Origin of the sequence: Neisseria sp. HMSC069H12 (assembly GCF_001812735.1) — a bacterium.
GTDB classification, from domain to species: Bacteria; Pseudomonadota; Gammaproteobacteria; order Burkholderiales; family Neisseriaceae; genus Neisseria; species Neisseria subflava.
Window position 1 is genome coordinate 86,060 of sequence record NZ_KV810287.1, and the last position, 19,376, is coordinate 105,435.

Consider the following 19,376-nt stretch of genomic DNA (forward strand, 5'->3'; position numbering starts at 1 on the left):
GTAAATTCCTAGTTTTGTTAACGCGGGAGGTTTGCGAACCGCGTGATTCGAAGATTGACGGATTATAACGGATTTCGTCTATAATCACGGCACTTCATTTTCTTTTATATAGCATAATTATGAGCATCTACGCCCTGAAACCAAAATTTCAAAACCTGTTGCTCCCCATGGTTAAGCGGCTGTATCAAAAAGGTATTACTGCCAATCAGGTCACCCTGTTTGCCTGCGCCGTTTCCATTTTGATCGGTTTGCTTTTAGCACTGTTTGCAGGTGTATCCACATTATTCTGGCTTTTGCCGATCTGGTTGTTTGTCCGTATGGCACTGAATGCAATGGACGGCATGCTGGCACGGGAGTTCGGCCAGCAATCGGCATTAGGCGGTTATTTGAATGAAATCACCGATATTGTCGCCGATGCTGCTTTGTATCTACCTTTTGCCTTCATCGCGCCCTTCGGCGGCGTGCAAATCGCCCTGTTTATTTGGCTGGCGGCAATGACTGAGTTTTGCGGCGTTTTGGGACAAGTCCATGGCAACGGTCGTCGTTATGACGGACCCTTCGGCAAAAGCGATCGCGCATTCTTTATCGGCGCATTGGCCGTATGGTATGCAATCGCCGGCAGCTTCCATTCGCTTTTCTATATCCTTATGTGGCTGGCCTGCGCGGCATTGTTTTATACCTGCTACAAACGTGTCATCAATGGCTTGAAGGCCGTCTGAAACCTGTCCGCGTTCCTGGGTTAATCACCGTTTCAACCCATCAACCTGTTTTACTGAAAACAAAAAAGGCCGTCTGAAACCATAAAGTTTATGGTTTCAGATGGCCTTTTATCCAGTAGCCAAGATAACTTACTGTTTACCCAGCTGACTGTAATCTACCAACATATACTTGGCAGTAATTTTCTGCGAAGCATTACCTTCGTCACCCATCAGAATCATCTGCGGCTTGCCATTAACAGTAATCGAATCGACGGCTTCAACGTTGGTGATGTGTTGCAGGTTAGGCAGAGAGATTTTTTGCGGTTCATCGGTCGGATTACCGCTCCAAGTCCACAGTTGTGAGAATTTTTGTCCATTCTCATCCTTCACTTCATTGGCAATCACGTAGGTTTTCAACACAGGATCATAGTTGAGGGAACGGATACCGCCGCCATCAATATCAATCACGGCCACTTCATCAAACTCAGGCTTGGCATTGCGCTCAAACACATCTTTCGAATTGCTGATAAACGCAACTAAAGCCATGTTGTTGAACTCAGGATCACGGAATCCCAAAACAAGACGTTTTTTCACCGGATCAAACGCCATGCCCTCAATATTGATTTCTTCAAAAGAAACCTCTGCCTTGGTTCGCTCACGAATCAAATCATGCAGCTTGTGATCGGTTTCCAAAACCTGCGTCAGATTGTCGTAGCTGGTCAGCCCCAACACATTGCCGTCTTGGATTTTAAAGCGCATCAGATGTTCGCGGTCAGGCGAGCGGTTGCCTTTACGGGTGCGCGAGTGTGAAGTCAGTGCGTAGATAAAGCCTTCATCGTCGCGAGCCAAAGCCTCCAAATCGCTGAGACGACGTTTGAAACCGGTAATCACGCGTGTATCCAATGCCTCGTCTTCCACAAACCTGCCGGTTTTATCAATGCTGATGATACTGAACGCATGGTTGGGTTCGTCTTCCGCGATCAGCAACTTACCATCCGGGAGCTGTTGTACGGCAGAAGGCTCAAATACTCCGTTAAACATATTAATACCCAGCGAACGCAGCTCTGCCGCATTGTTGGCCGGAGGCATCAGCAATGACGGCAGTGTTTTCACACCGATAAATGCCGCCAGCGAAGCCAGCAAACCCCAGCGGAATACCGCATAAGATAAATTAATGTATTTGAACTGCTTATCCGCCAACAAACCGAGCCAGTAAAGATGGTCGCTCATCTTTTCATAGATTTGTTTACGGTCGCCCATAATTTCCTGCATCATCTCCCAATATTGATCTTTTTGCAGTTTCACACGGTCTTCATAAATCAAAATATTGGGTTGGCTGCCGCCAAAAAAGCGTGTTTCGGTACTGCTGAGGCGGGTTTTCAAATCCCGCAGTTTCGAACGGCCGCGGATAAAATCCTTAAACCATGTACGCGCTGCCTGCATTTTGCCGATACGTTCCGGCGAAGCAGAAAGCAATGCAAACACGATAGACGCGGCGGCAGTAATCATAAACGTACTGGCCGGAATCAAAAATTCGGGCGACGATGAAAAAATAAACGCGCCCGAAATCATCAGCGCAGAAACAATAAAACCATTCAGCGAAATCATAATGTTCGCTTTGGTTGCCGCTAGCGCCAACAATTCCATCTCCGAGCGTACGGCGTTACGGAACATGGTTTCCACGCCCTTATTCGTACCCAACAGATCAGACGCATTCAAATCCTCGGCTTTATTTTTTTTCTTCTTCGCCTTATCTTTTTTACGTTTGGCCTTCTTCTCGTTTTTTTCAGACGGCATTTCAGGATGTTCAACTACTCCCTGACCTTCTACCGCTTCCTGAATTTCTACCGCGTCAGCCAAAACCTCAACTTCGTTTTCAACAACACTGTTTTGATTGTGATCCCAAAAATCACCATCCTGTTGGGATTCGGCAGCTGCGCCGTCGTTTAAAGGTTGTTCTTGGTCGCCTATCTGCTTCGGCTGACCATCTTCCTTCCAATCATTCAAACTCATATTATGACTCCCAACATCAAACACTTTGAACTACATGGAAAATAAAAAACATATTTAGTTCATTTATTTCAGGTAATTTACATGCTGTTTACATTCTTTAAATGCCTAAATAGCAAACTGTCGCAGGACCAAAAGCCCTGCGACAATCTACTTTATATCGAAATATTAATAATCGATGCGTTCTTTGATAATTTGCAAATCAGGATACGACAAAACAATGTCGTACTCACGGCCATTTTTAAAAGCCTCAACCTCCAACACAGGCTGACCTCGACGGCTATCGGCATCAACATCGTGAACTTGATAGCCGCGTTGTTCCAACATTTTTACGGCTTTAGCACGGTTTTGCTCGAAGTTTTTGTCGCTGTAAATTTTGTGTTCGATATAATCGCTGGCACCGGCAGTAGCAGCAGACAAAGCAACGATGGTGGTCAATAAGAATTTTTTCATGTTTGATTTCCTTTTAAAATGTGTATTCGGGTTTCGATGGATGTATTAAAACATGACAAAATTAGCAGTTAATTAGTGCTTGGTTAAACACAGTAAAGGCCGTCTGAAAACTGTTCAGACGGCCTTGATCCTTAATCATTAAATTTCAAACATATTACACAAGTGTAAATCCGGAGGGTTAGAAACGATGAAAAGCCTGCAGCGAATATTCACCCAACAAATGGACAAATCATGAACAAATTTTGCGAAATCACCTTTTGCCAACAAATCGGCAGCAACCAACAACACAACCAAGATGCCCTTTTTAACGGCGAACAAGTGTTTCAATATAAACTCAAAACCGCTGAAACACGCCTTGAAACCCGTCCACGCTTTATCATCGGGATAGCCGACGGCATTTCCAATAGCAATCATCCCGAAAAAGCCAGCAAATCAGCCATGCACCTATTAAGCCGTACAGCCAAACTCAGCCGTCAAACCATCAATCATGTACAAGCCGCTTTATCTCAAGAGTTGGCAGAGGATTATTTTGGTTCATCAACCACTTTTGTTGCCGCAGAAATCGACCAAACCACCGGCCAAACCAAAATCATCAGCGTAGGCGACAGCCGCGCCTATTTGATTGATACACAAGGAACATGGAAGCAACTGACCCAAGATCACTCGATACTCTCCGAATTGCTGGATGGTTTGTCGGATAAATAAAGAAGAAGGGTTCGCCACCATATATGGCGGCGTTTCTTCTTATCTAGTAGCAGATTATTCCGAATTCCAAGACAAAATGTGCCATATCGAACTTACGCTTAAAGCAGGAGAAAGCCTGCTGCTTTGTTCAGACGGCCTAAGTGATGCTCTTTCAGAAGCAATAAGAGAAAAAATTTGGCAACAATATGATAACGATAAGTCCCGTCTGACTGTGTTTCGTAAATTAATTGCGAAACAAAGAGTTTATGATGATATGTCGGTAGTAGTTTGTAAGATTATCCAAACACCCTCTATCCAACCTTTTAACAATCACTGTCATCAGTTTTAAGTGAAATTTGAAACCATCTTTTACCATTTCTCTCCATCATTGCATTCGTCCGATATGTCATGATACTGTTCAAAAAACATGACTATTAGGAGTTTCTCATGTCCGAACAGCAAAAATACTTTTCTACCCAAGACGGTACTTCGCTTTTCTACCGCTATCGCCCTGCTGCCGATGGTTCTTCCGACAAAGCCATTGTGCTGTTCCATCGCGGGCATGAGCACTCAGGCCGGATGATGTTTGTGGCGGATGAGCTAGGTTTTGATGATTTTGCCTATTTTGCTTGGGATGCGCGTGGTCATGGTTACAGCCCCGGTGAACGCGGCGATAGTCCGAGTATCGGCACTTCGGTTGCAGACGTAGATGATTTTATCCGACACATTCAAAACGAATACGGCATCAAACCTGAAAACATATGCGTGATTGCGCAAAGTGTCGGTGCGGTATTGGTTTCTACTTGGTTGCACGATTACGCACCGAAAATCCGTTGCGCCGTATTGGCTTCGCCTGCATTCAAAGTCAAACTCTATGTTCCGTTTGCCCGTACCGGTTTGAAAATGATGCAAAAATGGCGTGGCAATTTCTTTGTCAACAGCTACGTCAAAGCCCACTATCTGACCCACAATGTCGAGCGTCAAAAAAGCTACGACAATGATCCGCTTATTGCCCGCGCTATTTCTGTGCGCATCCTGCTGGGTTTATATGAAGCGGCCGAACGCGTCGTTGCCGATGCGCAAGCCATTACTACGCCTGTACAACTGTTGATTTCAGGCAGCGATTGGGTTGTTCATCACAAACCGCAACACGATTTCTACAACCGTTTGGGCAGCCATATTAAAGAACGCCATATCCTGCCCGGTTTCTACCACGATACTTTAGGCGAGCAAAACCGTGAAATCGCGTTTGTTGAAATGCGCCGTTTTATCCGCGAGCGTTTCAATCAGCCTTTGCAACAAGTCGATCTGACTCAAGCGCACTTATTTGGAGACAGCCGTCGCGAAGCTGACGAACTGGCTACACCTTTGCCTGTTTGTACGCCTCGCGGCGCATTTTGGGCAACATATCGCGCCTCGCTCAAACTGGGTTCGCGCTGGAGTGAAGGTTTGAGAATCGGTCAAGAAACAGGTTTTGATTCGGGTAGCACGCTGGATTACGTCTACCGCAATCAACCGCAAGGCAGCAATGCTTTCGGTGTATGGGTGGACAAATACTATCTCAACGCCATCGGCTGGCGCGGCATTCGCCAACGCAAAGTCAATATCGGCAAAGCCATTCAGACGGCCTCAGCCAAACTGCGTGAAGCAGGCAAACCGGTACACGTTTTGGATATCGCGTCCGGTCATGGCCGCTATGTATTGGATGCCCTAACTGCCGACACATTGCCTGATTCCGTACGCTTGCGCGATTACAGTCCGATTAATGTCGAAGCCGGCCGCAAGCTGATTGCCGAGCGTGGCTTGCAAGAGACGGTAACCTTCAATGAGGTCAATGCCTACGACCGCGCCAATTATCACGATTTACAGCCGCGTCCAACGCTGGGCATCGTCTCCGGCCTGCACGAATTGTTTGCCGACAATGATTTGATTTTGAACTCACTCTACGGTTTCGGCGAAGTCATTGAAACCGGCGGCTACCTGATCTACACCGGCCAGCCGTGGCATCCGCAACTGGAAATGATTGCCCGCGCCCTAACCAGCCACAAAGCAGGCAGCCCAAACTGGGTAATGCGCCGCCGCAGTCAGCAGGAAATGGATCAGCTGGTTGAAAAAGCCGGTTTTGAAAAAATCCATCAATGGATAGACGAAGACGGTATTTTCACCGTGAGCTTGGCAGTGAAGAAATAATAAAGATAATAGCAAAAAGAAGGCCGTCTGAACCTTGTTCCGGTTTTCAGACGGCCTCAATGATGCTTAAATCGTTCGCTTTGAATGAAAGATTGGTGTAAACAGATTCGTCGTTTTTCATGATGAAGTGGTTATGTTTTGTCAATACCTATGACTTCAGAAGTAGTGTAGTTATTTCTATTGAAATAACTGCCAAATATGAGTTTTATTTGGTATTACTCCACAAAATAAAAAAAGTGATTTTTGGAATAGACTATCCAGAGCCATCATTACATCACTTTTAAAGTAGAACATATATCTTACCTATTCCGAAAAAATCTACGATATACCAATATACAAAGAAATTTTCGGGAGCGCTTGCTCAAATTTCAATAAGTTGAAATCCCATAATGCTAAAGTTACTTACATTACTGCTTGTTTCCACATTTTCAGCTATCTGCCATGCTGCTGCGGTTGACTGGACACCGTTATTGCAATCTATGAAACGAGATTGTGCTTTTGATTTAGAAGCCCTGCCTTATGAAAAGTCTGAAATAGACAGACTACCTACGAAATACCGTACATCCGTTCTCCGTAGCCATAACAAGCAGACGGCATCAGGAAGTGAAGTATTAACTATCGAATTGAAAAATTCTGTTGCTTTCGGACAACCCTTATCTGCTTTGACCATCGAGTCCAATGAAGGATACGGCTACGTCAAAATGAAATTTTCCCCAAATGCTGATGTGTCTAAGCTTATTGCCTTATTTACAACACCGATCAATAGACAACGCGGAATATTGGCAGCAGGCAAGGTACAGAATTTTTGTATCAAAGGAGCACACGGCACGTTGAAACAATACCAATCTTCACAGCATCACTGGCGAGCCGTTTCAACAGATGGTCCGTGGCAGGAATTCCGCTACCATCCAAAAGAAAACGCTTTATCCTGCCTTCGCTCCGATCAATACGGCGATGAATTGAGATGTTCAAAATAAGTCCATGAAACCCTCTCTCAAAACCTCCCTGCTCAAGCTGATCTTAGTCGGTATCCTGTTTTACACCAGCTACGGCCTCTCCAATCATTATGCGGCATCGCTGGACTATGTGCCTGAAATCGCTTTTTCATGGGAGAGCAATATTCCGTTTTGGGCATGGACGATTGTGCCTTATTGGTCGCTGAACCTGATGTATGCCACGGCATTTTTTCTTTGTCGTGATACACATGAACAAAACCGATATGTAGCGCACCTTGTAGCCGCCCAACTGATTGCGACTGTTTGCTTTGTGCTGTTTCCACTGCGTTTCGGGGGGCCCAAACCGCCTGCCGATGGGCTGTCAGGCTGGCTGTTTGATTCATTGGCTGCATTTGATTTGCCGTACAACCAAGCGCCATCTTTGCATATCGCATTGGCAATTATCGTGGGTGCATTTTATTGGACGCGCTTTCCCAAAATCCGCCTGCCACTTTTCTTATGGCAAAGCCTGATTGCCTTGTCGGTACTGACGACTTATCAACATCATTTTATTGACATGCCGACCGGAGCATTGCTTGGCTGGCTGGTGTTGTGGGCTTTCCCGCGTCAGATGACTTCGCCGTTAAGACTGGACTCAAGTGATGTACGCTCAAGAAAGATTGCGCTGCTGTATTTGCTTGGCGCGTGTTTAATGGCTTTACCTGCGCTGCTGGGTGGCGCGTGGCTGTGGTTGATATGGATTAGCGTGTCTTTGCTGATGGTGGCCTTTGCCTATTTGACTGGAAATGCAAACGTATTCCAAAAACAGGCTAACGGTAAATTATCGACGGCAGCGACGGTTTTGCTGTTGCCTTATCTGGTGGGCGTACGGCTAAACATGGCGTATTGGTTACGCGGTAAAGCGAAAACGGCACAAGTCCGCAATGATGTATGGATTGGCAGCGTTTTGGGGATTTCAAACCATCTGCCTGCCGTATTGGATGTATGCGCCGAATATCCCTGCCGTAGCTATCAAGGAGCATATCGCGCCCTGCCTTTACTGGATATGGTAACGCCGTCTGAAAACGATTTGGTTCAGACGGCCTTGATATTGGAAACCTTACGCCAAAAACACGGCAAAGTGCTGGTATGTTGCGCTTTGGGTTATGGAAGAAGTGCCGCAGTGGTACTGACGTGGCTGCTGGCCTATGGTGGCTGCAAAGACTTGACGCAAGCGAAGGCTGAACTCAAACAGGCTCGGCCGCAAATAGTATTATCGCCGGCTACTGCCAAAGCAGTCGAAGCTGCGGCCAACCGTTTAAAACAAGGATAATGATGAACAACGCAACCGACAGCTGTATTACTGCCCACCTGCTCTCTACCACACATTATGTTGCCGCCTGCAACGCCTTGCTGCTCGCCTTGTCGGCAAAATATGGCGGCGCATGGTTTGCGGTGCAACTTGTTTTGGCTGCGGTTTTGCTGTACTGCCATATCCGCATTCACTTCGACCACCGCGTGTTCCAAGACTTTGCCGACAACCGCTACTCTCCTGAAGACTTCGACCAATCCTTACAACAAAACGGTTTACATCAAATTTCAGGCAGCCGTACGTTGACCCAACGGATAAACGGCGCACTTTCCTTATGGCGCAAAAGCTTATACCTGACTGCCGCACAATTTTTAATTTTGCTTATCCAAAGCATTTGATTATTTTTGCTGATTTACCCAAACCGAATCCTTAGCGGTATCTCACTCCCAAAGGCAGAAACAATGAAAAACTTCCTCAAAAAACAACTTGCCTGGCTGACCGACCAAGCCTTGTGTCTATCGGTCTCTTTTCTTACGGGCGTACGCCCCAAAAGCCCGCGCGAGCTGACATTCAATCAGCACCAAAAGGTCTATTACGCTAATCACGGCAGTCATGGTGATTTTGTGCTGGTGTGGATTTCCCTGCCCCGCCGCTGGCGCTTGTCCACGCGCCCAGTCGCCGGTTCGGATTACTGGCTGACAAGCAAACTCAAACGCTTCATCATTCAAAACGTTTTCAACGCCTTGCTGATTCCGCGCCATAGCGATAATCCGCAAGCGATTACCGAGCAGATGAAAGACGCACTGAACGCAGGCGATTCCCTGATTATTTTCCCTGAAGGTACGCGTAACACTGACGACAACACTATCCTGCTGCCGTTCAAGTCCGGCATTTATCATCTGGCAAAAAGCAAACCCAATACCGAATTTGTGCCAATTTGGATAGACAACATCAACCGCGTACTGCCCAAAGGCAAAATCCTGCCTATCCCGCTTTTGTGTGAAGTTCATATCGGACAGCCGCTTACTTTGCAGGAAAACGAAGACAAAGACAGCTTTTTGACACGCATCCGTGAAGCGTTGCTGGCACTCAGGCCGTCTGAAAACGACCGCAGCGAACTTCGCCAAAATGAATCTGAAGTTCATCAAAACAAAGGAGGACAAGCATGAGCCTTTCTACGACTTCCCAACAAATCATTGTCGAACAGGCCGCCGCTCATCTGACTCCGCAAGCCAGCTATATTTTTGTCGGCGTATTTGCCGTATTGTGTTTTGCCAGCATCATCGGACAATGGCTCAAGCGTAAAAACGGCGCAGATAATGCCACCATCGCCAACCTTAACGCCCGCATTTACGCATGGTGGCTGATGACGCTGGTGTTGCTGGGCGCGTTTTGGTTCGGAAAAATCGGGACAGTTGTACTGTTTTTCCTGATTTCATTTGCCGCACTACGCGAATTTATGACCCTCGTCTATCGCCGCCGCAGCGACTATTACAGCATGGTTGTCTGCTTTTACCTGCTGCTGCCGGTGCAATACTATTTCGTCTATGACGGCTGGTACGGCATGTTCAGCATTTTTATTCCGGTTTACGGCTTTTTGATACTGCCGATTATTGCCAGCCTCAGCGGCCAAACCGCGCACTTTTTGGAACGCGCCGCCAAAACGCAATGGATGGCGATGATTTGCATCTTCTGTCTGTCCCATGTTCCGGCACTGATGTTTCTAGACCTAAACGGCTTCGAAAATAGCAACAATATCCTATTGCTGATCTTCCTGATTGGCGTGGTGCAAGTATCGGATGTATTGCAATACGTTTGGGGCAAACTGATTGGCGGTGCAAAAATCATGCCCTCGCTTTCCCCGTCCAAAACCATTTCCGGCACTGTCGGCGGTATTTTGTCGGCCACAGCCATTGCCGCGTTGATGGCGCCGATTACGCCGTTCTCCCACGGACAAGCGGCCGTTATCGGCTTTATCGTCTGCCTGATGGGCTTCTTTGGCGGCCTGGTTATGTCTGCCATCAAACGCGATTACGGTGTCAAAGACTGGGGCAATATGATACGCGGCCACGGCGGTATGCTTGACCGCGTAGATTCGATTTGTTTTGCCGCACCCGTGTTTTTCCACATCACCCGTTATTTCTGGAACGGCTAAACTTCAGGCCGTCTGAAAGCTGTTTTTCAGACGGCCTTGAATGTCTAAAACTACCAGCCCTGCCGATTCGTTATACAATACGCAACCATTATTACTACATACACACAACATGAACAAACCCTCTCCAATCTTTCCCATTTTTCTTGCGACGATTATCTTCGCCCTCATTGTTTGGTCAGGCATCAATCCCCATGACCGCGCAGTCTGGTACGCCGAAATCGTTCCCGTAGCATCCGTATTCTTCCTTTTGGTTGCCACCTACCGCATTTTCCGCTTCAGCAACCTGGCCTACTTATTCATGAGTTTTTGGCTGATCATGCATTCCATCGGTGCATACTACACTTTTGCCGATGTACCGTTTGAATCCATCAACCGCTTTGTCAAGCCAATTTTGGGCGAAAACCGCAATCATTACGACCGTATTGCCCATTACATCATCGGCTTTTATGCCTACCCGATGGCTGAATGGCTGCTGCGCCGCAAGCTGTGCAATTTGCCGTTGGCCTTATTTTTCTCCCTGTTCTTCATTATGAGTGTGGCCGCCGCCTATGAAATCATCGAATGGCAATATGCCGTCATCGATGGTGGAGAGGCCGGACTGGAATTCTTGGGTTCTCAAGGCGATATTTGGGACGCGCAAAAAGACATGCTTGCCGATACTTTGGGCGCGTTAACTGCTCTGTTTATTTTTGTATTTACCCGACCCGATAAACGCTTGGGTTTCTCTTAAATCTACCCCTTTACAGCAAAAGGCCGTCTGAAACCAGATTTTCAGACGGCCTTTTTCATTTTTCTATTGGTATGTTGGAACATTGGTTGACAATAATTGGAGTGGGTTGTCGACCATCAAGTTGAATATAAAGTTTTAAATATCGACATCAAAGTGCGCTAGTACCAATACAGAAAGCTTCATTAATAACAATTTTGTCGGCCAGCCTGATCTAAGATTTGCCGACAACGGTATAGATTCTATGCGCATGATGATGCGTATAGAAGATCATGACACCTTTTTTAACCGCAAATTGAAAGTAATACGAAATTGGGAACAATCACCCAAAACTACTCGACAGCGTCGAATAATCTTTCAGTGAGTAGTTCCTGAACCGTAGTACATCTACTTTAAATTGAATAATCTAGGTTTAAAACAAAAGGCCGTCTGAATGTTTCAGACGGCCTTTTGTATGTTTTTTCCATACGGTTTTATCAAATATAAAAAAGCGTACCTTTCTAGGTACGCTTTTTTTCAATCTGACTCAAAATTAGAATTTCGCGCCAGACTCGTTTGCCATAAAGTCTACAGCTGCTTTAACTTCATCATCACTCAGGCTGCCATTACCGCCTTTAGCCGGCATAGAATTAAAGCCTTCAATAGCATGTTTGTGCAAAGTGTCTTTACCTTGCTTAATTCGAGGAGCCCAGTCTTCTTTTTTACCTACGACAGGAGCGCCTGGAATCATACCGCCATGACATGTTTTACAGTTGGCTTCAAAAACAGCTTTGCCATCTACCTTAACCGGAGCCGCTTCTGCTTTTTCAGCAGGTTTGGCTTCAGCAGCCGGAGCAGCTTTAGCATCTGAAGCAGGAGCGGCAGATGCTGCGCTGTCAGCTGCAGGGGCTGATGCTTCGGCTGCTGGAGCAGCTTGAGCAGGCTCAGCTTTTTTAGCAGGAGCTTTTTTACCGTCTTTGTTAGACATACCCCAAACGTAAGCAGTCATGATGTGCAGCTTGTCTTTGTCGAGGAAGTGACCCCAAGCAGGCATTTGGCTGCTGCGGCCGTTGGTAATGGTTTCGGTAATCGCTTTTTGAGTACCGCCCCACAACCATACATCGTCAGTCAGGTTCGGACCAAGACCTTGGATACCTTGACCTTTGTCGCCGTGACAAGTGAAACAGTTGGCAGGTGGGCCGCTAAACAGGGCTTTACCGCGTTCTGCACGTTCTTCGTCGTATTGACCTTTAGGTTTAGAAAGAGACATAACATACTGTGTTACGTTTTTCACGCCTTCTTCACCCAAAGCAGGACCCCATGCAGGCATGGCGGCAGTACGGCCTTTTTCAATAGTTTCCTGAATTTTTTCAGGTTCACCACCCCACAACCAGTCGTCGTCAGTCAGATTTGGAAAGCCTTTAGAGCCTTTGGCATCTGAACCGTGACATTGGATACAGTAGGTATTGAAAAGGTTTTGACCGATAGCTTGTGCTTCAGGATTTTTAGCCACTTGATCAATCGGCATTTTGGCAAACTTAGCATACACTTGGCTGTATTTCTGTTCGGCTTTGGCAACCTCTTCTTCATACTGACCGTGGCTAGTCCAGCCCCAGATACCTTTAAAGTCACCGACACCCGGATACATGACCAGATAGCCGATACCGAAGGTCCAAGTGCAGACATACAGCCAAAACCACCAACGCGGCAGCGGGTTGTTGTATTCTTCAATACCGTCCCATTCATGACCTGTCGTTTTGACTTCTTCGCCCTTTTTAGGACGCTTCACAACGTTTTGGGAAAGCAGCAGCCATGCCAAGCCGATAAAGCTGAGCATGACAATAACTGCAATGTATATATTCCAGAAATTGCTGGTAAATTGGGATGTTGTGTTCATTCTTTTGCTCCGTGATCACGGACTAAACTGTTATCGCCCGTCTTTTTCAGACGACCCTTTATCATCATTGTCAAAAATACTGTTGGCAGCATCATCGTAGTTCTTTTTATTACGTCGATTAAAAACAATATAAAGCACTAAGATGAAACTGATAAAAACCCAAACAGTAAAGAGCGAGCGAGCCCAGTTCACGTCCATGATGTTACCTTACGTTTTTCAATGCCAAGCCTAAGCCTTGCAGGTATGCGATCACCGCATCCAGCTCTGATTTGTTTGCCAAAGCTTCAGGAGCTTTTTCAATTTCTTCATCGCTGTAAGGCGTACCGACTTTACGCAGGGCTTTCATATGTGCCACTGTTGCTTCGGCATCGACTTTGTTGCGGGCAAGCCATGGGAAAGCAGGCATATTGGACTCTGGCACAACGTCGCGCGGATTCAGCAAGTGGATGCGGTGCCATTCGTCGGAATAGCGGCCGCCTACACGAGCCAAGTCCGGACCGGTACGTTTGGAACCCCATTGGAACGGATGGTCATAAACAGACTCACCGGCAACGGAGTAGTGGCCGTAACGTTCGGTTTCTGCACGGAACGGACGAATCATTTGAGAGTGGCAGTTATAGCAGCCTTCGCGTACGTAAATATCACGACCGGCCACTTGCAAAGCGTTATAAGGTTTCACACCTTCAATAGGTTGGGTTACAGCCTTGGAGAAGAACAGCGGCACGGCTTCAATCAACAGACCTACGCTGACTACAAGCAGGGTAAATACAATCAGGACGCCGACTTTTTCTTCAGCTAATTGTTGTAATTTCATTTTGGTAGCCTTTTCTTATGTTTTTAGTGGTGCTGGGTTTGAGACACCGCGGGAATCTCGGCATCAACCGCTTTGCCACTGATGGCTGTACGGTAAACGTTGTATGCCATGATACACATACCGCTCAGGTACAGCAGGCCGCCGGTGAAACGAATCATGTAGTAAGGCATGGTACGTTTAACTGACTCTACAAACGAATAAGTCAAAGTACCGTCAGCATTCAGAGAACCCCACATCAGGCCTTGCATCACACCGGCAATCCACATCGCGGCGATATACAGAACCACACCGATGGTTGCAATCCAGAAATGCGCTTCAACCAATTTGGTGCTGTACATTTCGTTTTTACCGAAGAGGCGTGGGATCATATAGTAAACGGAACCGATGGTTACGAAGCCTACCCAACCCAATGCACCGGCGTGAACGTGTGCAACAGTCCAGTCAGTGTAGTGGCTCAGAGCGTTAACAGTTTTGATAGACATCATCGGACCTTCGAAGGTAGACATACCGTAGAAGGACAGAGATACGATCAAGAATTTCAAAATCGGGTCAGTACGCAGTTTGTCCCATGCACCAGACAGAGTCATAATACCGTTGATCATACCGCCCCAAGAAGGTGCGAACAGGATCAAAGACAATACCATACCCAAAGATTGAGTCCAGTCAGGCAATGCGGTGTAGTGCAAGTGGTGAGAACCTGCCCACATATAAGTGAAAATCAAAGCCCAAAAGTGAACAACGGACAAGCGGTAAGAGTAAATAGGACGGCCTGCTTGTTTTGGTACGAAGTAATACATCATACCCAAGAAGCCGGCTGTCAGGAAAAAGCCTACTGCATTGTGGCCGTACCACCATTGAACCATCGCATCAATCGCACCAGAGTAAACTGGGTAAGATTTCATCAAACCGGCAGGGATGCTGATATTATTGACGATGTGCAACAGCGCAACAGCCAAGATAAAGCCGCCGTAGAACCAGTTGGCAACGTAAATATGTTTGATTTTACGTTTGGCAATTGTACCGAAGAATACGATAGCGTAGGCAACCCACACCAGCGTAATCAAAATGTCGATAGGCCATTCCAACTCGGCGTATTCTTTACCTTGGGTGTAACCCATAGGCAAGCTGATAGCCGCAGCCACGATGACGGCCTGCCAACCCCAGAAGGTAAATGCAGGCAACCAACCGCCAAACAGACGGGTATTACATGTACGTTGAACAACGTAGTATGATGTACCAATCAGACCGCAACCACCGAATGCAAAAATAACCGCATTGGTATGCAGCGGACGCAGGCGACCAAAGTGGAACCAAGGTCCAATTTCAGATAAATCAAGGGATGGAGCAAATAATTGGGCGGCTACAATTACACCGACCAACATGCCCACAATACCCCAAACTACAGTCATGATGGCGAACTGGCGCACCACTTTGTAGTTATAAGTTTGTGTGTCCATGGAAGTCTCCATAAATTATGGGTATAAAAAATTTTTATCTCACCCCAACCCTTACGTTTATGAAAAGCGCAATACGGCTAAGGCTCAAATTTTTCTAAATTTAACATAGACACCACAACATGCCAAGCAAAATTACATTCCATATTGCATAAAACCTTTAGTGAGACATCATCTCATTTCTTTTATAATCAATAATTTATTTAAACATATTCAATAAATAGGGCACGGCATTTTTTCAAGCCTCCTTTTTCGTACAGATTTATTGATATAGATTAAACCCAACCTTTTAAAACACTTATTCTTAATAAACTTTAGCAAACTATACGATAGCTATGATTAATTACAAAATTACCCCCAACTTTCTGTCTCATGAATGGCACATCACCTTATCGTTCACCCAACCCAATGATTATGAAACAGAAATCAGCCTACCAAACTGGGTTCCCGGCAGCTACCTCATCCGTGACTTTGCCCGCCACATCACACACATCAGCGCACGCTGCGACGACAAAGCCCAGCCGCTAACACAAACCAGCAAAAACCATTGGCAAACCCCGGCCCTCAGTGGAGCGTGGGAAATTTACTACACCGTCTACGCATTCGACTTGTCTGTACGCGGCTCGTTCCTCAGTACAGAGCGCGGCTTTTTCGACGGCGCATGCCTCTTCTTAAAAGTACACGGACAAGAGGAACAACCACACCAAGTCGAATTTCCTGCCCTGCCACACACATGGCAGATAGCCACAACACTACCCCAAATTTCGGCGACCATTTTTCAGACGGCCTCATATGCCGAGCTTATTGATCACCCCGTTGAAACAGGCATCATCGAATTCCTCGACTTTGCAGCACAAGGCATTCCCCACCGTATTGCATTAAGCGGTATCTACCTCGATTTCGACCGCGCCCGCTTCCTCGCCGATATTCAAAAAATCTGCGAAACCGAGTTGGCGATGTTCCCCTCCCCTGCCCCGTTTACCGAATACCTTTTCCTACTACATCTGGGCGACAACCTCTACGGCGGACTGGAGCACATCAGCAGCACCGCCCTACTCGCCGACCGCCACAGTCTGCCTTCTTACGATATGAGCGAAGCCGACAAAGCCTATACCGAACTGCTCAGCCTCTTCTCCCACGAATACTTCCACGCATGGAACGTCAAATCCATCAAACCGGCCGTCTTCGCACCTTACAATCTCGACCAAGAAAACTACACCGAGCAACTTTGGGCATTTGAAGGCATTACCTCCTACTACGATGACCTCTTTCTTGCCCGAAGCAAAACCATCAGCCCCGAAGCCTACCTTACCCTGCTTGCACAAGGCATCACACGCGTACAGCAGACACAAGGCCGTCTGAAACAAACACTTGCCCAATCCAGTTTCAGCGCATGGGACAAGTTCTACAAACAAGACGAAAACAGCCCCAACGCCATCGTCAGCTACTATCAAAAAGGCGCACTGGTCGCACTTTGTCTCGACCTCATCATCCGTGAAAAAAGCCAAGGCAAATACACCCTCGACAGCGTGATGCAGCAACACTATCGCGACTGGTGCGACACCCATCAAGGCATACCCGAAAAACACTGGCAAACCCGTTGCCAAGAAATAACCGGTTTAGATTTAGCAACCTTCTTTCAGACGGCCTTATACAGCACCGAAGACCTTCCGCTCGCAGAATGCCTGCAAAGCGTAAGTGTCAAACTCGACTTCATCCCCCTGCCACGCCAGCATGGCGGAGCATTTGCCAGCGAACCCCAATTGGTTGCCCCCGCCAATGATTTGGGCGCACGTTTCAAACAAAACAGCGACCATGCTATCCTGACTCATGTATTTAATGGTGGCAGCGCAGAAAATGCCGGACTCTGCCCGCAAGACAAAATCATCGCCTTAGGCGGATATGCCTGCAACGACCTTGCAGCGCAGTGGGGAAAACTGCCTATCGGCACGCGCACCACCATCCATTTCTTCCGCCAAGGCCTGTTGCGCGAAACCAGCATCACAGTTCAAGCAGCAGAAGCCAATACTGCCCTGCTACACATTACCGATCGCCCAAAACTCGAAAACTGGCTTTATAATGACTAAATCTTATTTTTAACCAACTATCTCTACACAAGACAATTTGAAAATATCTCACTTGAAAGAACAGCCATGAAAAAACTTCTTATCGGGACACTTGTCCTATTTATCAGCTTGCATTCCGCGGCTGAACCTACCACTACCTCGACAGAAAAGCTTCCAACCGAGAAGCTGGGCAAAGAAGTTGCCGTCTTCTACAAAAACCCTTCTGATACACGCGCGGTTAACTTACTGGACGGCATAGTCAAAGCCAATCTCACGCGCCATACCACTATTGCTTGGGCCAGCCAAGTCTTACAAAAGTATCCTCAAGTCAGCACAGCTTGGTGTAACAAAATTCGTACTTACCACGATAATGCACAAACTTTTGCTGCCTATACTCTCGCCATGACAGGTACACCTCAAGCCCAAACATGTCTTAATAGCCTGACATTAGATGCCGCACTTAAAAATGAAATTGAACAAATCAAAACCTTCCATCCACTTCAAGAACCAATGGTTTCTCCTGCATCACTAGATTTTCTATGGGTAACCTACTATGCAACCGGCAATCCTAAAGCTGTTGAACGCATTCTCGACTACATTATTAAAGCCCAAACAGCAGCCGAACAGCATCCAAATCATGTAGACCTCATGCTTGCTTCTGCCATTTGGTCAACTCGCTCCAATATGGAGCAAGACTCGACGATCGACAATATTGTCCGTAAATATATACAAAACCAATCCAAAGCAAATAAAAAACTATTGGAACAAGCCTTATTGAAACCTCAAAAGCAATAACATCCATCATCAAACTTAGAAAAGGAAAAACTATGCCCATCCGTAAACTGACCGACTCCCTCTATATCGCCCCCCAACTGACCGAAGCCGATGTCCAAGAAGCCGTACGTCTCGGCATCCAAACCGTCATCTGCAACCGCCCGGACGGCGAAGAAGAAAACCAACCAACTTTTGCCGAAGTGCAAAACTGGTTTAAAGAGGCCGGCATCAACCAATTCTCACACCAGCCTGTTGTTGCGCCTCAAATCAACGCAGCCGATGTTGCAGCCTTCCAAAATCTGTTACAACAATCTCCGGCTCCTATCCTTGCCTTCTGCCGTACCGGCACTCGCTGCTCCTTGCTTTGGGGTTATCATCAAGTGCAACACGGCGCATCCGTAGCCGAAGTAGTTGCCGCAGCCGAGCAGGCGGGCGTCAACCTCAGCAGCTTTGAAGCCCGCCTGCAAGAAGCCAAAGATAAAGGTTTGGCTTAATACTTAATTTATATAAGTAGCAGCCTTTAAACCAATCAGGCCGTCTGAAACCCATTTTTCAGACGGCCTAATGACTTTTATTCACAATCAAACCTTATTTTTAATTTATTTCCACTATCCTAAAAATATATTTTCTAAATCAAGCCCGAATTGACCTGTATCAATACCCCAACCCTATTTTCATTTATAATGCCTTTCAATACTTCAGGATCAAGCCCGAATCATCCAGTTTTCCTCTATAAGAGCCAGCTCTCTTATTAAATGATTTTTCTTTCCTCTTGATGTGTGTGTGTTTGGGTGTGGCCGAAAGCCACCCCCTTTTTTTTTATACCTACCCTCTTTAAGGCCGTCTGAAAACTTTTAGACGGCCTTTCCTTTCCCCTCACAAAAATAGTATAAAATCCCCTTATCGTTCAAACCACAAACTCAAAATACCATGGTCAATAAACTCACTCCCCCTCCAAGCCTGCCCGATCCGCAAGACCTCCGCGCCGTTATCGCTTACAACATGCGCCTCTATCGCGTCAATCACGGCTGGTCGCAAGAAGAACTGGCGCGCCAATGCGGACTTGACCGTACCTACGTCTCCGCCGTCGAGCGCAAACGCTGGAACATCGCCCTTTCCAACATCGAAAAAATCGCATCCGCGCTTAAAATCGCCCCTTACAAACTCCTCCTTCCGCCGCAAGAAATGCTCCGCCAAATGACCGAGCCTGCCGATACCCAAGCCTAAT

20 protein-coding genes and 1 riboswitch are annotated in these 19,376 nt (G+C 46.8%); of the genes, 14 read left to right on the forward strand and 6 right to left on the reverse strand.

The features are described from left to right. Positions 1-2: 2 nt before the first annotated feature. Positions 3-48: riboswitch (PreQ1 riboswitch) on the reverse strand. 71 nt (positions 49-119) lie between these two features. Further along, positions 120-719: a CDP-alcohol phosphatidyltransferase family protein gene (locus HMPREF2872_RS07415; RefSeq protein ID WP_070632609.1), complete on the forward strand. Its 600-nt coding sequence runs from the start codon at positions 120-122 to the stop codon at positions 717-719. Positions 720-848: 129 nt separating this feature from the next. Here HMPREF2872_RS07415 and HMPREF2872_RS07420 read toward each other — a convergent pair whose 3' ends face one another. Continuing rightward, complete coding sequence (locus tag HMPREF2872_RS07420) at positions 849-2,711, reverse strand: Pycsar system effector family protein (protein WP_070632611.1); 1,863 nt, start codon at positions 2,709-2,711, stop codon at positions 849-851. A gap of 165 nt (positions 2,712-2,876) precedes the next feature. Continuing rightward, a complete protein-coding gene (locus HMPREF2872_RS07425; RefSeq protein WP_070632613.1) occupies positions 2,877-3,161 on the reverse strand; it encodes a PepSY domain-containing protein in 285 nt (94 codons plus the stop codon). Between the two features lie 231 nt (positions 3,162-3,392). On the opposite strand from HMPREF2872_RS07425, the gene HMPREF2872_RS12060 reads away from it, so the two are divergent. The 9 genes from HMPREF2872_RS12060 to HMPREF2872_RS07460 all read left to right on the forward strand — a co-directional run bounded on the left by HMPREF2872_RS12060 (position 3,393) and on the right by HMPREF2872_RS07460 (position 11,167). Then, positions 3,393-3,866, forward strand: a complete 474-nt coding sequence (locus tag HMPREF2872_RS12060; RefSeq protein ID WP_283119007.1) for a PP2C family protein-serine/threonine phosphatase — start codon at positions 3,393-3,395, stop codon at positions 3,864-3,866. 76 nt (positions 3,867-3,942) lie between these two features. Continuing rightward, the gene (locus tag HMPREF2872_RS12065; RefSeq protein WP_283119008.1) at positions 3,943-4,194 is read left to right on the forward strand and encodes a hypothetical protein; all 252 of its coding nucleotides are present in this window, start codon (positions 3,943-3,945) and stop codon (positions 4,192-4,194) included. Positions 4,195-4,292: 98 nt separating this feature from the next. Continuing rightward, entirely contained in the window at positions 4,293-6,035 is a 1,743-nt protein-coding gene (locus HMPREF2872_RS07435; RefSeq protein WP_070632614.1) for a bifunctional alpha/beta hydrolase/class I SAM-dependent methyltransferase, read from the forward strand. Positions 6,036-6,424: 389 nt separating this feature from the next. Beyond that, a complete protein-coding gene (locus HMPREF2872_RS11370) occupies positions 6,425-7,012 on the forward strand; it encodes a hypothetical protein (RefSeq protein ID WP_083311761.1) in 588 nt (195 codons plus the stop codon). A 4-nt stretch (positions 7,013-7,016) separates the two neighbouring features. Beyond that, a complete protein-coding gene (locus tag HMPREF2872_RS07440; RefSeq protein WP_070632616.1) occupies positions 7,017-8,303 on the forward strand; it encodes a phosphatase PAP2/dual specificity phosphatase family protein in 1,287 nt (428 codons plus the stop codon). A gap of 2 nt (positions 8,304-8,305) precedes the next feature. Further along, positions 8,306-8,680: a hypothetical protein gene (locus HMPREF2872_RS07445; protein WP_070632618.1), complete on the forward strand. Its 375-nt coding sequence runs from the start codon at positions 8,306-8,308 to the stop codon at positions 8,678-8,680. Between the two features lie 63 nt (positions 8,681-8,743). Beyond that, positions 8,744-9,451 carry a lysophospholipid acyltransferase family protein gene (locus tag HMPREF2872_RS07450; protein WP_070632621.1) on the forward strand — a complete coding sequence of 236 codons (708 nt, stop codon included), beginning with the start codon at positions 8,744-8,746 and terminating at the stop codon, positions 9,449-9,451. Next, positions 9,448-10,437: a phosphatidate cytidylyltransferase gene (locus tag HMPREF2872_RS07455; RefSeq protein WP_070632625.1), complete on the forward strand. Its 990-nt coding sequence runs from the start codon at positions 9,448-9,450 to the stop codon at positions 10,435-10,437. Before HMPREF2872_RS07450 ends, HMPREF2872_RS07455 begins: the two co-directional genes overlap by 4 nt. A 109-nt stretch (positions 10,438-10,546) precedes the next feature. Beyond that, entirely contained in the window at positions 10,547-11,167 is a 621-nt protein-coding gene (locus HMPREF2872_RS07460) for a DUF2238 domain-containing protein (protein WP_070632692.1), read from the forward strand. Positions 11,168-11,696: 529 nt separating this feature from the next. On the opposite strand, the gene ccoP is transcribed toward HMPREF2872_RS07460, so the two are convergent. The 4 genes from ccoP to ccoN are packed head-to-tail and all read right to left on the reverse strand — an operon-like array spanning position 11,697 to position 15,311. After that, the gene (ccoP, locus tag HMPREF2872_RS07465) at positions 11,697-13,040 is read right to left on the reverse strand and encodes a cytochrome-c oxidase, cbb3-type subunit III (RefSeq protein ID WP_083311762.1); all 1,344 of its coding nucleotides are present in this window, start codon (positions 13,038-13,040) and stop codon (positions 11,697-11,699) included. A gap of 30 nt (positions 13,041-13,070) precedes the next feature. Next, the gene (locus HMPREF2872_RS07470; RefSeq protein WP_003684417.1) at positions 13,071-13,238 is read right to left on the reverse strand and encodes a cbb3-type cytochrome oxidase subunit 3; all 168 of its coding nucleotides are present in this window, start codon (positions 13,236-13,238) and stop codon (positions 13,071-13,073) included. Positions 13,239-13,242: 4 nt separating this feature from the next. Continuing rightward, positions 13,243-13,854 (reverse strand): cytochrome-c oxidase, cbb3-type subunit II, encoded by a 612-nt coding sequence (ccoO, locus tag HMPREF2872_RS07475; RefSeq protein ID WP_003680866.1) that lies wholly within the window; start codon positions 13,852-13,854, stop codon positions 13,243-13,245. 23 nt (positions 13,855-13,877) lie between these two features. Next, positions 13,878-15,311, reverse strand: a complete 1,434-nt coding sequence (ccoN, locus tag HMPREF2872_RS07480; RefSeq protein ID WP_193699282.1) for a cytochrome-c oxidase, cbb3-type subunit I — start codon at positions 15,309-15,311, stop codon at positions 13,878-13,880. A gap of 332 nt (positions 15,312-15,643) precedes the next feature. On the opposite strand from ccoN, the gene HMPREF2872_RS07485 reads away from it, so the two are divergent. The 4 genes from HMPREF2872_RS07485 (at position 15,644) to HMPREF2872_RS07500 (ending at position 19,375) form a co-directional block, all read left to right on the forward strand. Next, positions 15,644-17,395: a M61 family metallopeptidase gene (locus HMPREF2872_RS07485; RefSeq protein WP_070632629.1), complete on the forward strand. Its 1,752-nt coding sequence runs from the start codon at positions 15,644-15,646 to the stop codon at positions 17,393-17,395. A gap of 66 nt (positions 17,396-17,461) precedes the next feature. Next, the gene (locus HMPREF2872_RS07490; protein WP_070632633.1) at positions 17,462-18,169 is read left to right on the forward strand and encodes a hypothetical protein; all 708 of its coding nucleotides are present in this window, start codon (positions 17,462-17,464) and stop codon (positions 18,167-18,169) included. A gap of 32 nt (positions 18,170-18,201) precedes the next feature. Continuing rightward, positions 18,202-18,642, forward strand: coding sequence for a TIGR01244 family sulfur transferase (locus tag HMPREF2872_RS07495; protein WP_070632635.1), 441 nt, complete (start codon positions 18,202-18,204; stop codon positions 18,640-18,642). Positions 18,643-19,078: 436 nt separating this feature from the next. Then, positions 19,079-19,375, forward strand: a complete 297-nt coding sequence (locus tag HMPREF2872_RS07500; protein WP_003680870.1) for a helix-turn-helix domain-containing protein — start codon at positions 19,079-19,081, stop codon at positions 19,373-19,375. Position 19,376: the final 1 nt, after the last annotated feature.

Coding starts and splice junctions, on each gene's coding strand:
- HMPREF2872_RS07415 (WP_070632609.1), top strand. CDS start 120: ATGAGCATCTACGCCCTGAAACCAAAATTTCAAAACCTGTTGCTCCCC.
- HMPREF2872_RS07420 (WP_070632611.1), bottom strand. CDS start 2,711: ATGAGTTTGAATGATTGGAAGGAAGATGGTCAGCCGAAGCAGATAGGC.
- HMPREF2872_RS07425 (WP_070632613.1), bottom strand. CDS start 3,161: ATGAAAAAATTCTTATTGACCACCATCGTTGCTTTGTCTGCTGCTACT.
- HMPREF2872_RS12060 (WP_283119007.1), top strand. CDS start 3,393: ATGAACAAATTTTGCGAAATCACCTTTTGCCAACAAATCGGCAGCAAC.
- HMPREF2872_RS12065 (WP_283119008.1), top strand. CDS start 3,943: ATGTGCCATATCGAACTTACGCTTAAAGCAGGAGAAAGCCTGCTGCTT.
- HMPREF2872_RS07435 (WP_070632614.1), top strand. CDS start 4,293: ATGTCCGAACAGCAAAAATACTTTTCTACCCAAGACGGTACTTCGCTT.
- HMPREF2872_RS11370 (WP_083311761.1), top strand. CDS start 6,425: ATGCTAAAGTTACTTACATTACTGCTTGTTTCCACATTTTCAGCTATC.
- HMPREF2872_RS07440 (WP_070632616.1), top strand. CDS start 7,017: ATGAAACCCTCTCTCAAAACCTCCCTGCTCAAGCTGATCTTAGTCGGT.
- HMPREF2872_RS07445 (WP_070632618.1), top strand. CDS start 8,306: ATGAACAACGCAACCGACAGCTGTATTACTGCCCACCTGCTCTCTACC.
- HMPREF2872_RS07450 (WP_070632621.1), top strand. CDS start 8,744: ATGAAAAACTTCCTCAAAAAACAACTTGCCTGGCTGACCGACCAAGCC.
- HMPREF2872_RS07455 (WP_070632625.1), top strand. CDS start 9,448: ATGAGCCTTTCTACGACTTCCCAACAAATCATTGTCGAACAGGCCGCC.
- HMPREF2872_RS07460 (WP_070632692.1), top strand. CDS start 10,547: ATGAACAAACCCTCTCCAATCTTTCCCATTTTTCTTGCGACGATTATC.
- ccoP (WP_083311762.1), bottom strand. CDS start 13,040: ATGAACACAACATCCCAATTTACCAGCAATTTCTGGAATATATACATT.
- HMPREF2872_RS07470 (WP_003684417.1), bottom strand. CDS start 13,238: ATGGACGTGAACTGGGCTCGCTCGCTCTTTACTGTTTGGGTTTTTATC.
- ccoO (WP_003680866.1), bottom strand. CDS start 13,854: ATGAAATTACAACAATTAGCTGAAGAAAAAGTCGGCGTCCTGATTGTA.
- ccoN (WP_193699282.1), bottom strand. CDS start 15,311: ATGGACACACAAACTTATAACTACAAAGTGGTGCGCCAGTTCGCCATC.
- HMPREF2872_RS07485 (WP_070632629.1), top strand. CDS start 15,644: ATGATTAATTACAAAATTACCCCCAACTTTCTGTCTCATGAATGGCAC.
- HMPREF2872_RS07490 (WP_070632633.1), top strand. CDS start 17,462: ATGAAAAAACTTCTTATCGGGACACTTGTCCTATTTATCAGCTTGCAT.
- HMPREF2872_RS07495 (WP_070632635.1), top strand. CDS start 18,202: ATGCCCATCCGTAAACTGACCGACTCCCTCTATATCGCCCCCCAACTG.
- HMPREF2872_RS07500 (WP_003680870.1), top strand. CDS start 19,079: ATGGTCAATAAACTCACTCCCCCTCCAAGCCTGCCCGATCCGCAAGAC.